This is a genomic window from Gilliamella sp. M0364 (assembly GCF_016100565.1).
GTDB classification, from domain to species: domain Bacteria; phylum Pseudomonadota; class Gammaproteobacteria; order Enterobacterales; family Orbaceae; genus Gilliamella; species Gilliamella apis.
Map to the genome: position 1 here is coordinate 51,483 of NZ_JACFSF010000003.1, position 17,289 is coordinate 68,771.

The 17,289-nt window shown below is 34.0% G+C and carries 11 protein-coding genes; 1 reads left to right on the top strand and 10 read right to left on the bottom strand.

Annotated features, from left to right (window positions below; genetic code table 11):
- Position 1: 1 nt before the first annotated feature.
- From H3U96_RS05595 to gss, 9 genes are all read right to left on the bottom strand, one after another.
- On the bottom strand, positions 2-1,606 hold the full coding sequence (locus H3U96_RS05595; RefSeq protein WP_198195885.1) for an SUMF1/EgtB/PvdO family nonheme iron enzyme: 1,605 nt from the start codon (positions 1,604-1,606) through the stop codon (positions 2-4).
- Complete coding sequence (locus H3U96_RS05600; protein WP_198195887.1) at positions 1,563-2,786, bottom strand: ABC transporter permease; 1,224 nt, start codon at positions 2,784-2,786, stop codon at positions 1,563-1,565. The genes H3U96_RS05595 and H3U96_RS05600 overlap by 44 nt, the downstream gene beginning before the upstream one ends.
- Positions 2,787-2,790: 4 nt before the next feature.
- Positions 2,791-3,507, bottom strand: a complete 717-nt coding sequence (locus H3U96_RS05605) for an ABC transporter ATP-binding protein (RefSeq protein ID WP_086360309.1) — start codon at positions 3,505-3,507, stop codon at positions 2,791-2,793.
- 1 nt (position 3,508) lies between these two features.
- Entirely contained in the window at positions 3,509-5,473 is a 1,965-nt protein-coding gene (locus H3U96_RS05610; RefSeq protein ID WP_086360310.1) for a vWA domain-containing protein, read from the bottom strand.
- A gap of 13 nt (positions 5,474-5,486) precedes the next feature.
- Positions 5,487-6,527 carry a hypothetical protein gene (locus tag H3U96_RS05615; RefSeq protein ID WP_086360311.1) on the bottom strand — a complete coding sequence of 347 codons (1,041 nt, stop codon included), beginning with the start codon at positions 6,525-6,527 and terminating at the stop codon, positions 5,487-5,489.
- Positions 6,528-6,661: 134 nt separating this feature from the next.
- On the bottom strand, positions 6,662-9,337 hold the full coding sequence (locus H3U96_RS05620; protein ID WP_086360312.1) for a putative virulence factor: 2,676 nt from the start codon (positions 9,335-9,337) through the stop codon (positions 6,662-6,664).
- Complete coding sequence (locus H3U96_RS05625; RefSeq protein ID WP_034901945.1) at positions 9,334-12,360, bottom strand: virulence factor SrfB; 3,027 nt, start codon at positions 12,358-12,360, stop codon at positions 9,334-9,336. Before H3U96_RS05625 ends, H3U96_RS05620 begins: the two co-directional genes overlap by 4 nt.
- Positions 12,361-12,368: 8 nt before the next feature.
- Positions 12,369-14,003 (bottom strand): SrfA family protein, encoded by a 1,635-nt coding sequence (locus tag H3U96_RS05630; protein ID WP_198195889.1) that lies wholly within the window; start codon positions 14,001-14,003, stop codon positions 12,369-12,371.
- 219 nt (positions 14,004-14,222) lie between these two features.
- Positions 14,223-16,115, bottom strand: coding sequence for a bifunctional glutathionylspermidine amidase/synthase (gss, locus tag H3U96_RS05635; protein ID WP_198195891.1), 1,893 nt, complete (start codon positions 16,113-16,115; stop codon positions 14,223-14,225).
- Between the two features lie 188 nt (positions 16,116-16,303).
- On the opposite strand from gss, the gene ybeD reads away from it, so the two are divergent.
- A complete protein-coding gene (gene ybeD, locus H3U96_RS05640; RefSeq protein ID WP_065577848.1) occupies positions 16,304-16,570 on the top strand; it encodes a DUF493 family protein YbeD in 267 nt (88 codons plus the stop codon).
- Positions 16,571-16,635: 65 nt separating this feature from the next.
- Here the strand turns inward: ybeD and adk are convergent, their stop codons facing one another.
- The gene (gene adk, locus H3U96_RS05645; protein WP_065577849.1) at positions 16,636-17,280 is read right to left on the bottom strand and encodes an adenylate kinase; all 645 of its coding nucleotides are present in this window, start codon (positions 17,278-17,280) and stop codon (positions 16,636-16,638) included.
- Between the last annotated feature and the right edge of the window lie 9 nt (positions 17,281-17,289).

Below are 17,289 nucleotides of genomic sequence, written 5' to 3' on the forward strand. Positions count from 1 at the left end.
ATTACTTTCCTTTTATTTCATTACACGTCTCAAGCCAATTTGTTCGGTCGATCTTCCCTGATTCAATATATTTATTAATATGTTTGAAATAGAGTTTTAAGTAATCGCTCATATTAGCTTTACCACTATTTTCAAGTATAAATTGCGTAGGTTTAGATTGATTATTAATAATATCCTTATCATAATTTGTTGCAGTATTTACAATAGTATCTGAATAGTATTTTAATATAAAATCACGTGCATTTTTAGACTCATTTAGGACATTATTTAAATCATTTAGTTTCACTTTGGAACACATATTATCTTCATTCAATGTCTCTATTTCATTTGGATCACATACCTCATTAATCATTGTTTCATATAAATTATTATTATATTCAAATTTAGCATTTAAATCGGAAACATTAGCACATAAAAAAGCACCCAATTGTAATGCTGATTGAATAGAGCGATCTCTTTGTTCATCACGAGCTTGATTGGCACTACGTAAAAGAGCATTAAGTTGATTTAATTCTTTTTTAGTTTTTTCATCATCAACTTGCTTGGTAATTTTTTCTAACTCACTAACCACATTATCATCTTTTGAAAGACCCGCTTGGTTACCCAGTTCATTCCATTCTTTGTCGAGTTCTTTTACTAGCTCATTCGACTGTATAACTTCAGTTGTATAAACTAAACGAAATCCGACATCTTTGCTTTTATAAGCACTTTGAACATCATAGTAAGGTTTTTCTATTTTTAACGAAGTAGTTATTGATGCTTCAGGCGTTAAATAACTTCCTCCACGAACAGTAATACCTCCTTGCTGACCATGATAACGATCAAGTTTATTCATGCGAAATGAATCGAACATCATTTCACTCGCATTACCCAAAATATCATAAAGACCAAGCGGATTGGCTTCTAACCGACCAATAAGTTGTAATTTACCATTGGCTGATTTTGCACCAGAAAACCAAGCATAATTTTCTAAACTATTCCCCATAGGAAATTTTGATTCACGAAATTCTGACTCAGTAACTTTAGCACCACCTCTTGCAGCGTATTCCCATTCAGTATTCGTTGGTAAACGAAAATAACCTTTTGGAACATCATTTGATCTATTTTTTGTTTGTTCAATTAACCAACGATTATATTTATCCGTAAAAGCCACGGCATCAAACCAACTGATGTCAGTAATAGGAAAAGCAAGATTCGTTTTAGCTGTTGGGCAATTATCATCCATAACAGATTGATATTGAAGAGAGGTAATTTCATATTTGCCAATAAGATAATATCTTTCGGCACCACCATCAGAAAAACTACCTGAGATATAATTAGGTGTTGCATACTCAGCGAAACCAAGTTCTTTTTGGTTATTACCTAAAATAATTTTAATATCATCTAATGGTTTACGTGTTGGTGTAAAGACTTTTTTCATTACCAGACTACCTTCACATGGCATAGGTAGAATAACATCATCATTGTCAGGTTTAGGATTATAAAATTTACTATCCCAAGGCTGAGCATATCCAATACTAGGAATAAAACTGAAAGCAATTACCCAAAAAATAGGATTAAACTTACGCTTCACGTAGGCTTTCTGCTGGTTGAATACTAATGGCACCTCGTCCTCCTATCGCAACAACAATGAATGATATCAATAGTGTTAATATAAATGCGATAATAAAATGATAAAATTGTAATTGACTAACAATTGGTTGTGAAACTAAATTTTTACCTAAAACGAGATTAAATGCACAATTTCCTAATAAAAATAGCAAACATGATACGATAAAAGCTAAGCAGCTTAACGTCATTGCCTGCATCAGTAAATAGAACATAACTTGCTTAGATTTAAATCCTATAAGCCTCATGAAAGCAATATCTTTACGTTTTCGCTCTATATTAGATAAAAATGAACCACTAAAAGATAATATACAACCAAAAATTGCCGTAATAGCAATCACACTAAAAATAAAACCTAATACTCGGTCAATGGCTTGCATATTTTCAATCGCACTAGCCTGAGTTCTCGTCTCTATATTTTTTTCACGTAATTTAAATGCTAAAGGAGCAACATCATCCAGAGAGTTAGCATAAATTCGCGCTCTAGCAAATGAATCCGGATAGGTAAAATTAACTAAACCAGTTCCTGTTGGAAAAGTTTCACTTTGATAACCATCATAGAAATGTTCCATTTCAATTAAAAGATCTAAGCTTATAAAACCTGCGGCACGACTATAATACGTTTCAGGAATAATGCCAATAACCTCTAATTCTGTTATCCCTTTTTCTAATTTACCATCTAGTTGTCTGGTGATAACCATCTTTATTCGGCTACCAATTTTTATTTGCATTTTCTCAGCAGCTAAAGAACTCAATAAAATTTGGTCTTTTTTATCAATCAAAGGCATATCTTGAGTTATTGGATCACCTTTTGCGGTTGGAATAATTTCAGCATTATTAACAAAATGACTTGAATCATTAAGCAAATCAGCTTGAGTATTCAAAGAACGAGTAAGCGGAATAACAAACGCTGTTTCAGGTTGCTTTGCAATCCAATCAAACATTTGTTGATTAAGTTGTAAATTACCGACAATTTTTATCTCTAAATTTTGTGGATCATTAAGTAACTGATGGCGTAGCTGAGCAACAACGCCATACTTCAAACTAAACAACAGCAATAATGGCGTAATAACAGATATTATAGATGCGATAATACAAAATGATACTTTCTTGTCATACCATAAATCGGCCAATGATAACCTTGTGATAAATCGCAATTTTGATGTTATATTATCCATCTTTTTACACCTTACTTGATAACGGTAAAAATTCTGATGATTGCGTAGAGGATAATTTTGCCGATAAAGTAAACAATCCTTTATTTTCAATCCGTTGCCAATCATGAGTGACAATCATAGCCGCAATATTATCTTGTTGAGCTTGCTCTATAATTAAATCAAATAGTAAATTAGCATTATAAGGGTCAAGTGCAGAAGTTGGTTCGTCAGCTAACAGTAAAGCAGGTTTATGAATAATCGAACGTATGAAAGATGCTCGTTGTCTTTCACCTATTGATAACTGTTTAGGATATTTATTTAACAAATGACCAATATTCAATTTATCAATTAAGTAATCAAATCTGGTAGCATCAATATTTTTTTGTAATAACTTCGCTGATAATAAAATATTATCTTTAATATTTAAAAACGGTAATAATCCACCTGTTTGTAACATAAATCCCAAATATTTAGCTCGTATAGTCGCTAATTCATTCTCATCATTGCGTTGAATCACATCAGCAATATCGTAATTTTGATTATCAACCATAAGATGATAATGGCTTATTTCATCAGGCTGTAAGATCATACCGATCATTTCGAGTAAAGTACTCTTACCACAGCCACTATCACCTTTAATGACAACAACCTGACCTGCTTTAACCGAAAGTTCTGGTAGGCAAACTTTAAAAAAAGATTTGCCTATCGGTCTAGAAATTACCAAATTATGAATAGTTAACATTTTATGGCAACATTTCTAATGGTACAGGATAGACATTTTCACGTGGATCACTACCTTCAGATAGTGAAATCCAACGGTCAACATCAGCATTACATTTTTGATAATAACGGACTTTACTATTTAGATTACGAATAAACTTTTCTTGTTCAATTCCACTCATACTTTTCCATGTTTCTTGGTCAAGACCTGTTACATCACTTTTATAGGGAATATTATCTAAATACTCGCCAAGTAAACCTAAATCAGCAATCTTAGTGACAGAATCTGATTTTAATTTATTTGGATCTTGTCCCATTGCCGCAGCAACAGAACGTAGTTGCGAAAACATATCATCAGCTGAAATTAATCCATCATTAGCTGCATTAGCAATCTTAGTCACAATATCACTCAAATCACTTAATTGTGATTTAGTTAACAAAATTCGTGGTTCCGCAGTTGGAATTGTCGGTTTAACAAAATCTTTATCAGCAATCCATGCTTTGAAAACAGTTGGCGCTTTAGTTCCTTTAGTATCACCTAGATAAGCTAATTGCATCGCCTTACTCAATAGTAAAGCATCTTTTAACATATTAGAGTTATCATCATCTTTAGCATTAAGCGCATTACCAACTGATGATTCACCTTTATAAGCTAATTTAACTTGCTCTGATAAAGCTTGTGCTAATGAATCTACTTTCTTTCCAAACTCATTAACATCACCAGCATTAACGGGATAATATAATGATTTATGAATAAAATCGTTATAAGTCAAGTCAGAATATTGAGCTGCGGCAACTTGATGATCCTTTTCACCACTTTTTGTTTTTAAATGTAAGGCATAAATTGCAACACCTTTATGTTGTGCTTCAAGCCGTAATTGAGCAGCATCCATACCGGTGCTTGAAAGTTTATCATCACCAGGAATAGCGCTGGCATCAGTAATCAAAATCATATATCGAGCACCAAAGCTATTCCAATTAATATCATTTAATGCTTGCGATACACCAGCATAAGAGTCTTCGGCAAAATAAGCAGTGGATACTGATGCCTGTTTGAGTGAAGCACTCAACGCTTTAAAATCATCTTTATTTTTTACTTTATTTGGATCTGCAAAAACTTTACTAACAAACTCTAATTTATCTGAGGCTTTTAAACTTGAACGAAACGAAATCAAACCAAATTTAACTTGATCTTGTAAATGTTCTTTTTCAATATGTTGATAAACTCTTTCCACCGCTTCTTTGGTCCTAGAAATATAAGGATCCATTGAAATAGTTGAATCAATAACAAATACAATAGCAGCCTTAAACGGTGCAACTTGATTACTGTTATCATCAGAAGATGAATTCGTAGATTTGTTATTATTTTTAACGACTGTTTCTTGTTTACTAACCGAAGCAACCTCTAAAATTCTTTCATAAAAACCTTGACCATTCATTACCTCTTCACCTTGTAAGATAGGTAATAAATAAAAATTCCTTTTAAAATCAATAAATTCTTTAGGTTCTTGAGCCACCACTTGTGGTGCGACTTTATTCTCTTTTAATGTATCACGAATAGGTGTTATTAATGTTTCCGGTTTATCAGCATCAACAATTGTTGATAAAGAAGCTTTATCTTTAAAAAATAATAAAGGATCACGTTCAACAGGATTAGTAAAAACTAAAGTCAATTGCATATTCCAAGCAACAGCACAGGAATTATTAATCCAACCAACAGTTTTACCATATGAATCAGGTCCGACATTTAACCATTCTTGATTATTTTCGTTTTTACGTTCGTACACATAATAACGAGAAAAAGCAGGTACTGATTGACCAGTAGCATCATTAATATTTTTTTTCAACTCACAAGTTGGTGTACTCAAAACTCGCTGATAAAGTGTTGTTTTACCGGCTTGCTTTAATGGTTCTAAAGCCGAACTAACCAAAGGTAAGCAAGTCAGGCTAAATCCGAAAATCAATGTTGAAATTACTGTTTTTTTCATACCTGCACCTTAATTATTTTTGTAATTCTGCTAACCGTTCTTTAGCCAACTCGTTATTTGGATCATTATTTAATGACGTTTCATACCAATAAATTGCCGTTTCTTTATCAGCCTTAAAACACTGGTTATCTTGATAAAACTTCACATCGTATTCTTTCGCATAAAGTAGAGCCACTTTGGCATTCAATAAAGATTGATTTGCATATAAACGCTGTGCGATATTACATTTATTAGCTTGTTTGGCCTGATTTATGATATCAATTACGGTGTCAGTATCAGGTTTACTCTGTAAACATTGCTGAATAAAAGATAAATCATCGGTTGTAACATTAGCAACATTACATTGACTATTACTTTGAGTTAGAGACGTTAAAGGATTTTTACCTTGAGAAAATAAGAAATACCATACTGCAACACCAATCCCAGCTAAAGTTAGCAGAATGACAAAAATAATAATAAACAACCCTAATTTACTTCGGGTCTTAGCGGGTTGTGGTGATATTGCTGGTGCAGGCGTTACTTCTATTTCCGCTTCTATTTCTTTTTCAGGCTCTGCTATTACCTCATTTTCAACCTCAATTATTTGTTCTTCGATTTCAGGCTCTACAGATTGAGAATCATCAGATTCAACAAGATTAGAAGTTACTTTATCCGACTCTAATGTATTTTGTTCAATCTCATCAGATATTGATGATTGGGTATTTAAAGCAGATGAAGGGAATACTGTTTCAGCAATACTTACCACTCCTCTATCAGTATAGTTTTGATTCTGTTTATCACGAATTTCGATAAGGAATCTAACACGATTTTCTTGAGATAATAAAGAATCAACTAGCCATTCACCAACTAGGCCACTTAATTGTTCATTATCGACAGACATGTTAGTTACAGTATGCCAATTCTTTTCCGGACCCCATTGATTCAGTCCAGACAAATAATAACCGTCTTGGTTACGTTGAATAAGCAGATCAACATCAGCACTACCACTCCATTTTTGAGCCAAAAATTTAGCAATGCCTGGTTTATCGCCTTCTAATTCAATTCTTAATGCCATGATATCCTCTATTTCATCACTATGATTGTATCAAATGGTTTGGTACATATTTCATAATGTAAGGTAGTTTTAAAACTACCTTATTGTTATTAATAATTATTAAATTATTGTCATTTAATATATTCACAATAATACTAATGTATTTGTGATTGCTTAAAACAAGTTAAAATTTCACCAAGTTGAGAGTTTTGTTCTTGACTTATTTCACGACCAGCATGATGACCAACATTTTCTTGAGCAAGCGTCGCAAAGGCAATAAACCAATCAAATATAGCAAACTGAGAATAATTTTTAGTCTTATCATCAAGTACCGGTAATGGATGTGACAATTGACTTGAGAATTGACTCAATGGCGATGAAAATATCGGCTTACCTTGATTAACACGGCTAACAGGGATATTGCTTGTTTGCCCAGGAATAAAACCAAGCCATGCAATAAAATCAGCCAATAACATATTAATAGAGCTAACCTGCCGAGACTCAAGATCATCACGCTTACTACCTACATTTTCATTAGCTAAAACTTTTTCAGTTAAGCTAGTATCAAGTTTCAAACGGTTAGCACCCGTAATCAACTCTTCAACAATAAAAGAAAGTGCTTTCTGATCAATACTGAAAAATTGTAGAATATGTTTATCTAATACAATATTTCTTAAATGTTCTAGCCATGCAGTAAACACATTTTTAGCAAATTTTGATTCGCTAGCGATATTAGCAACTACCTGTGGTTGTAAAGGTGAATTTACTTCCGGAAAAAGTTCAAAGTCGGTATTTAAACCAAAATCGTTTGAAGAATTATCGATTACGTCATCACCGCTAGTATTGCTGATATCATTATCCATATGGCTAGAATGATATAGAGCTCGAATAGTTTGATCCGGCAATTCTAAAACTTTAAGTAATTCACCTAATAATAATGCTTTTCCCTGTAGTTCTTTTACAACATTATTAATTATCTGTTTTTTCTTACCTAATTCTTCATCGCTACCAGCTTGATACCAAGTATCAAAACGCATATTGATAATATAATCAATTTGTTCATTAAGTTGTTCAACAATCCGCTGTTGTTTAACTTCAGTAATGGCGACTTGTTCTAAATACTGGCTAATTCGGCCAATGCCACCATCATTTAATTGTAACATCGCATCCCACGCTTGATCAGGATCGTTGACATACTCTTGAATATCAGGATTTTCAACAAATGTATTTTTCAACATTAACATTTCTTGTTGATAATTATCATTGTAGGATAATTCAACGTTTGCTTTAGCATCGACATTTAAAAATGGTACGTCAAATCCTGGTTTACGGACCAAAAATACATTGTTAAATTTACCATCATTTGACCAATTGGATAGCCAATCATAACTACCAAAACGTTCTAAAATGGTTTGCTGTAATAAGCCACCTTTACCCCAAGTATTTTTTAAATTGTCTTGGGATAACGACAATGATGCACCAATTCGTTTATCAAACATCGTGATAGCCCATAGTAATCCAGCTTTCTTTGTTGCTCTTTTATCAGCTGTTTCGCCTTGGGTTTTATCAATCCATCTTTGTAATACTGGGCCAACATCATTAACATCTGATTGTTTATCCGATGGCGTACAAACTACCAAAACATTCATCTCTTGGCTATCAGTGTATTTTTCAAAAAGATAAGCGACTTTACCGCGTAATAAAAGTTGAGCGATAGGATTACCTTCTTTGACATCAGAAATAGAAATTAAATTTAATCGACCACGATATCCTGGAAAATCAAGCAGATCGACATTCTCAAAAGTAGGTACACGAGTTTGATTCACTAATGGGAAGATCAATTCTGCAGTTAAAAAGGCTAATTGCGCTAATGATATTGATGTTGGCACTCCATTAAGTGGCGTAACTGTTACCGATGAATCATTTTCAGTATTTAACCTTTCAAGCATATCGACATTCATGATGCTATCAATCTGTGATTTAGTACCATCACCATTGTCCTTAACTAACACGGTGAGGGGCGCATAAATGGTATTTACATGATTTAAGCTTAATAAGGTTGTCGCCAATTGAATATAAATTGCGGTAAGTTCACTGATACCACCCCATAACACAGAAAATAAAGCACCACGGTCTGTAATCGAAAGATAAGGTAACAATGACATGGCTTTTTCCCAATAACCACCTTTCAATCCTTCAAGTGAATTGCCAAAATTTTCAGATAAATAATCATACAGATCAACGATATCATCTTCAGTTATACCGCCGGTGTAATCAGCTTGCTTTTTACTTTCGATACGTTGAATAAGTTGATTTAACTCTGAAAACTCAACTTTATTGATAACTTTTTGTTGATCAAAATCTTTAAAATAGGCATTAATTAAGATTTTAACAATTTCTATTTCTTGAAATAATTTCAACTCTAATGGATAGTTGGCAATACCACCTTTGGCTGTCCGACTAAACCGAGTAACAAGTCCGGTTGCCTCTTTACCTCCACCGACAGGATTAACGTGATCAATAAAATCTAAAACTTCATTATCAACTACTGTTTCAAGTTTACCATTTTCACCGGCTGCTAATGCTGAAATAAGATAAGATTTACCTGCTTGTGACAAACCAAAAAAACCGACCGCAACGGATTTAGTCGACACATCACCTAAACGTTTAGCACTATTACGTAATCGGCGTAGATCAAGAATTAAATTATCAGCTTCATTATGCAAACGTTTCGATGAATCTCGGGTTTGATTGACCCATTCAATTGCCTGTGCTGATGCTTGATAAATCTGTTCCCAAGATTTAGGAAGTTGTTCGTTTAAATTTTTCATCGTTTTATCATTCCACTATCAAGCCAATATTGTGTGCTAATTAGGCCAGAATTTACCATTGTATTTAGACTAAGCTTTATATCTTTGGTTTTACTGCAAGCACGTCCATCAGAAGCTTTGACATCTTTAATATAGAAATTCTCAACTGTTTTTTGTCGATTTTTTATTCCTAATGTTACTTCTAAAACTACTCCTTCAGCACTTAATCTTTTAGCCACATCACTATTTTCAATAGTTAAAATATAAATTGCTGAGGCAGGCCAACGATCAATTTCTAACTGTTTGAAACCAAGTCTTGTTGTGCCTCGAATTTCAAAAGAGATCTCAGGAAAATCATAATCAGGATCATCTAAATCGATATCTTGATAATAAATATTTTCTTTTTTTATCATATTTAGATTATCTAATAGACCAATATATTTAACCGTTGAATACAAATCCATATTGGCGGATCTAAAATAAAAATTAGCTAATCTTAGGTTTTTACTTAAGAAACATAACATGGCTCCAACTGCTGCTGTTGTTTTAGGATCATCAATGCGTTCTTGTTTATGGAAAGGATACCAGCCACCGGTATAATAACCATGTAATGGTAAAACACGCCCTGCTGGAATAGATAAACGAGAACGGAAATAGCTTTGTACACCGGGTAAACGAGATGGTCGACCGGTCAATAACAATACATCACATTGATAACAGCTAATAATTTCAGATAAGGCATCGAATGTTTTACAAATATTATAATAATCACCACGAATAAATAAGTGATGAATACGTTTAAGATTTATTTCAACATTTAAATCAAGAACGGAAAATTCAGGATTATTTAGAGCTCGACGAACCGGTTCATTAATAAAATTAAGAACATTATCTGTCATCACATTATTTTGTAATAACTCACCAAAAGTCATGTTATACACATGTTTTTCGGAATGTAATGGTTCATAAAGTTCATATAGTTTTAATACCTGTAATCCGACAGGTGTAAATAACTGTAAAGTTAATTGTTGTCGTAACACAGCATCTTGAATTGATACCTGCTGTGAACCAATAATTGTCGATAAAATCGGATTAGGATCAACAAGTCCAACCTGTTTTAATCCATTAGTTAATGAAGATAAAACTGTATCTTGGATGATATCAAGCAAAATATCATCACCTGCAACTTTAAAGCCATCACGAAAGCGTTGAGTTGGAACAAGGTAAGCATTACTACTATTAAGTTGTTTATTGGCTCCATAATCCAGTTCGTAATCATTGATGACCAAATCTGTTGTTCCACCACCAATATCAACTGTGGCAATTGTTAGTTTTTGTTTATTGGTTTTGTCTGGTCGTACCATTGAAGCAATAAATTCTTCTGAACGACCATTATAATTGTTCTGCGTTTCGTTAAAGAGATAAACAACTTGGCCACAGGTTGCTTCGTCCCATTGAATATAAACTTCAGGAATATTTGGCCAAATACTTTTCAATTGCTCAGGATTACTAAAATCAATATTATCTTCAGAATTATCCCAACCTAAGCTTTTCCAAACTAGGCCAATAGCTTGATAAACACAGCTTTTAAATATTGCTTGTTCTGGTTTAGGCATTGCCGGTGGAATGGTAAGAATAATAGAACGCAAATTACGCGGTGTTCTTGCGTGTTCAAGCTTGTTGCGTTGAGCGACACTATTAATTTGCATTAGAGCATGCATTAATACTTCACATAGCATAAATGTCATTAGTGAACTACGTGAATATTTTGGGTGGAAAACTGGTATTTTTCGGTCAAATTCTTCCTCAATTTCATTACTGAGGATATGCAGTGCTTCACCATACTCATTAATTAGACTTGAAAATGGCTCTGCGGTAGCAAATGGCTCATGATCACTTTTGACATAATGAGAATTAAATCGCCAACCTTGCTCATACTTTTCTTGATCCCATAAATAACGTTTCGGGCTTGAAAGTCCGGTAGCACCTTCATTCCCTTCGCGGCGACTAGCTAAACGGCTCGCTTCTTTTCCAACCCGAACAATACTTGGCCAGCGGAATGTATCTCGTCTACCACTTTGTAGTGAAAAGTGTTCTTTACCAAAAAAAGTTTGCGCAAATTCTACTCGACTTTCGAATGGTTCATTATAGATATGTTCAGGCTGGGTTAAATCTCGAATTTCAAGCTCATAACGACGATTTAAACTATCTTTATCTTGAATATGATCTTCTATTAAAATGCCACATGTTCTTGAGTTACCAACATCTAAAATCATATCAACAGGAATCGATTTAATCACATCATCTCGATTATTCGAGACAATTTTAATTTTTGGTAACTGTAATGAATCAGCAAGCAAACTAAGAATATTTAAATAATGACCATAATAAGCTTTATTAGCTATTTCTAAATCAATATCGTCTTTATGTACTTTTAGACGTTCTGGTTGAGGCGCTAATTCTTGGAATAAATCAATCAACCAACTGGTGATCCATTTTTGCTCTAAATACCATGAAACTTGATCCGAACGATGAGCTAAACTAAATACGGCACCGGTTTTTACATCATTTTCCGTTGGTGCTAAATAAGCAACGTCCTGCATATTGGTAAAAATTTTTGTATCAAAGGCAAAAGTAATACGATGAGTATTGCCATCTGGATCTTCACCTTCAGGAATATTAACAATTCGCACTCGACTCCAGTTATGAGGTCCTTTATCAAAGCGCTCTGGCGGAATTGATCTGAGAATTGGAACAGGCAACCAAATACCATCATATAGTTTTAAGGATTGTTCAACACTAATCTCTTGAGTAGGTGTGACAGCAAAAGAAAGATTATCTGGCGCAAAAAATTTACCATTATCAATATCTTCAATTAATCTAACTAACGCTCCACTTTCTGATGGATCAATAAAACAACCATTAACTTTACTGCGCCATTGATTATCTTTCCAATCTATTTTTAATGCAAAATCAAGAAATTGAATCCCACTATTCATGATAAGTGTAACTTCTTGACCGTAGTTGCGTATTTCTGGAAGCATATACAATCCTATTGTTTTTTCATCGTAATTGGGAACGAAGTCCCGTTATCATAAATTCCCTGACAATCAGCTTGATTGTTTTTGCCTGATTTACACTGAATTTTTGGTAATTGATATTTAGTATTATCACTGCAAATGGCTTCGGTATTACCAGTAATATTTAAATTAGCATTTTGGATACCTGTGCCAACTTTACCAACACATTTAACACCATCACTGCGAGTAACCGTAACTTCGCCATTACCTTGATTAAAATTATAACTTAATTGTAATGGTTTACCTGTTGCTTTATCTTGAATACCAGCACCAACCGACCATTGACCATTTAAGAAGTTTGTTGACCCCTGTTTTAACGCGTCAGCAGGCAAAGATAAATTATTTACTTGATTAGCATTTGCATTAGCTTGATTGCCTTGATCAGAATTACTATTCGTAATAGCTGGTTTACTATCTAAATCAGGTGTTGGTGGCACTTGTCCATTTTTATCATCTTTATTTTGCCCATCTTGATTATCTTTTTTATCATCAGATGGATTAGCATTACTGCCTTTATCATCTTTATCAGCCAGATTTCCCTTTTCAACTTGTTCGCCATTATTTCCTTTTTCATCAGGTGAAGTCGTAGATTGAGGTTGATCTATAACACCATCTGGATTTACATTATTGGCTATTCCTTGATCTTGTGTGGTTGCGGCTGAATTATCAACTACAGCTGGATCTGTAGCAATACCATTAATTGGCTGTACATTAGGATCTACTGCAACTTTTCCATTTGGTACTATACCATTAACCACAGTAACAGGTTTATCATTAGCCTCTTTGATTTCTGGCTCAGGATCTTTTTTCTCTTGCTTGTCCTCTTTATCATTTGCCACTGTTGGAACCGGAATATCAACTTTACTATCTAATGATATTTTAGGATCGATAGATACACTTGGCTTCCAGCTACAACCTTTTAACCAAAATATTGCTAATAATAGTAATAATAACAAGGGTAATAATCCTAACAACCATATCCACCAGCGCTTCCACCAAGGTTTTTTAACAATAACATCTTGTATTGGAGCTGTGGTTGCAACTTTTGGAGCAGCTTTTCGAAATGCTTCTAAACAGTAAAAAGGTGAAGTTGCTTGTGGCGTCTGAGGGTTAACAAATCCCCAAAAAGTGATAACCGGTTTACCATTGACAATATAGACAAACTGATTACTAGGAAAACGTAATGCCATTAAATTAGGTTCAAGACTATCTGAGCTCTGTTTTGGATCGTAAATCAATCGACTAAAAAGTAATTGGTCGCCTTCTAGATTAGGATTATTTGCTAATTTTTGTCCTAACTCAATGACTTTATTTTCGAATTCTTTCAGTAAAACTAGTGCAGACTTTTGTTCATCTTCACTAGCTGAAGTCCACGGGATGATATCATATTGACCATCAGGTAGTTCTGAGTCGAAGGGAATGTACCAATCAACAATATTTCCCTGATCATTACGTTGGGGAATAGCTAAACAATCAGAGTATTGGCGGCCTAATTTAACTCGGAACATTTCACGGATTTGCGAAGCGACAAGATAAGCTGCTTTGCCGTCATGTCCGAGCATTTTAAAGTCTTTAATATCGCCACTGCGCAATAATGTATTTGCCATATATCCTGATATTCCTTTATTTTGATTATATTTTTAATAATTATTATTTGTAATAAATCAATTCTATCAAAAAAGTTAAGTTATTGTCATTGTCAATCAAATAGATAAGATATTTTAGTTATTTTTAATAAAATGAAAATATCTTAATTAGCTCTGTTTAATTAAACAACAAAACTCACCATCTGTCATTGGCAAATTGATGTTTAAAAACCCCTTTCCTCAACTTTTTTTGTAAAATTGTTTAATAAATTCCTCATCAGTTAAGACTCGTAAAGGCTGCATATCACTTTCCCCCCTTATAACTAAAGAAGGATCTGAACGTAAACAAGCTCCACCATAATGACCACCAACGGTAAAGGTACAAATTTGTAAATAACGATCATCAACTTTAGGTAAACACCATAGTTCTTGATAAATGTTTTCTTGTTTAGCAAATCGGCCAACCGTTTTATCCAATACTTGCTCATGACGACCAACTAACTCGATATCACTCCCCCTGCGCCCAGCAATCGGCTTAATGGCATAACCTTTTTTTATTAAGTTGTCATTGAGTTCAAATGTAGATTCCAGTAAATAACGATGGTTTGGAAATAGCGACCATAATACAGGTAAAATAGCTTTGTTACTTGGGATGACTGTCCATAAAGGCTCAAAAACAGAAACCTCAGGTCGAAGTAACACATCTATTAATCTTACCGAATTTTCTGGATGCCACGTTCTAATTGGTAATCCAGCCACTTGGGCTTCGCTCTCTTGACGAAGTTGTTCAAGTACAGTTTCCCATGCCCAAGTTTTCCATACGCAGGTGACCTGACGTTGCTCATCATCTACTAATCGACCTCGTTTATCCCAACTGAGACTGGAGAGTCCACGTAAAATCTTGCTTTCAAATCCAGCTTGAGTCAGCGCTTTTTGCATAAATAATGCATGATAATTTTCTTCGCTATCATTATCTTGCATGATATGTACAAATGCTTTTGCATCACTATGTTTCCAACAGTTAGCTAATGCATTAAGTAGACCAGCACTAGGATTTACTCCAGCATTTAATTCGGCTTGTATTGCCCAATTTTGTAAAATTTGTCCAGCTTCGGTATGGCATGAAGCTGAATCAGCATTATATTCATAAACTTTAAAGCCTCTTTCATCCATACAGAAATCTATTCGGCCGGTTATCATCTGATAACGGCGTTGTTGCCATGATAATCTAAGCCGAGGCCAAAGTATTTCGGGAATATTGAAATTACACAATAAATTATCATCTTTTAAAACTTTATCGGTAGCATGCAAATACATCAAATGAAGTTCGTTTGTTGCACGAATAAGCTCCTGTTCAGCGCTTTCCGAAATAGTAAAATAACGATACTGATCATCATGGCTTATGGCATGTCCAGTTGCTGACACATATGCACTTTCTAATGGGTCACTCTCGTTTAACCATTTTTTATCAAATTGACCATGATTTTCGATATGAACACTATGGATATCGAGTAAATGCTTAGCAACATTCGGTTGTGGTAAACTATGAAGAGTATTCTCAGTTTGAATCATCCAGCCTAAAATATTGGTATCATCAAAAGTGTCGTGTAAATAATAGCCATCATTGGATACCGTCATTTTTAATTCTCGAGTCCATTGTTGACCAATAGGAAGCCGAGTATGGACAACATTTTGTTCGGCAATTCTAATTTTATTATCAAAAACTTCAGTAATAATCGCTACATGACCAGTTCTATCAAACATACCGCCGTCATCCCATATTAACAATGCTCCCGCTTCTGGCATTTTTTTGCTACCATTAGCAAATGCTTGCAATGGTAAAATGGTTTCATTGATCACTTGACGAAGAAATCGTAATGAAAATATTTCATGAGCCATACCGACATCAGTAAAGACAATCCCATAATTTAGAAATAAAAATCTTCTAGCAAATTCGACACATTGCCACTTATAGCCCATATACTCATGACCTGAATAACTTCTGAATGATGCATCATTAGGGTATTGTTCAGGATTTAATGTTTCATAATCAGAAGAGTAAATAGCAACACCACCCGGTGCATAGCCAAGTAATGTACCAAAAGGTTCTTTGTTAGCTGATTGGGATAACATGTTATTTTAGCCTTTTAAAATAATAGTAAGGTAGGTTTTACTAAGCTATGTTAGAATTTGACTATCATAGATCAAATTATAGGCTTTAAAAAGTAATGTTTATTATTCTGAACTTGAAGAATAATAAACTGACTATATATATGGAATATCTTTAATAGCTGTATTGATAAAACGAGAAAAAGACTATTATGCAACAAACAAAATTAAATGAATTATTAGATTTCCCTTGTTCTTTCACTTATAAAGTAATGGGTGAAGCAAAACCAGAATTAGTTGATAAAGTTGTATCCGTGATTCAACGTCATGCACCAGGGGATTATACGCCGTCGATCAAACCAAGTAGTAAAGGTAATTATCATTCAGTATCCATTACCATTAATGCAACCCATATTGATCAGGTAGAAAATCTATACAAAGAATTAGGTGAAATCGATATCGTAAGAATGGTTTTATAATCTTTATTTTACGAAAAATAAGATAATTATTAAAAGAGGGATAGTTTGATCCCTCTTTTTTTGAATTAGCCTAAAATTTTAGTCAATTCATTGGTCACAGCGGAAACAGCTTGTGTCCCATCAATACGGAAATATTGAGTTCGACCTTCTTTGGCTTCATGTTGATAATATTTGACTAATGGTTTAGTCAAATCATGATATTCAACAAGACGTTTACGGACGATTTCTTCACTATCATCTTTACGAATAGTTAAAGGTTCGCCAGTTACATCATCAATATTTTCAACTTTTGGTGGATTATGACGAACATGGTAGACACGTCCTGAGCTTGCATGAATACGACGACCACTCATACGGTCAATAATCACTTCATCAGGCACATCAAATTCAAGTACGAAATCAACATCGATACCCGCTTCTTTCATTGCATCTGCTTGCGGCACAGTACGAGGAAAACCATCTAATAAAAAGCCATTTTTACAATCGCTTTGCGCGATACGCTCTTTAACTAATGCAATAACTAACTCATCAGTAACAAGCTTACCATTATCCATTAGCTCTTTTGCTTGTAAACCTAATGGACTTTCTGCTTTTACTGCTGCACGCAACATATCGCCAGTTGAAATTTGCGGAATTCCATATTGTTGCATAATAAATTGTGCTTGAGTTCCTTTTCCTGCTCCTGGTGCGCCTAATAAAATAATTCGCATAAAATAACC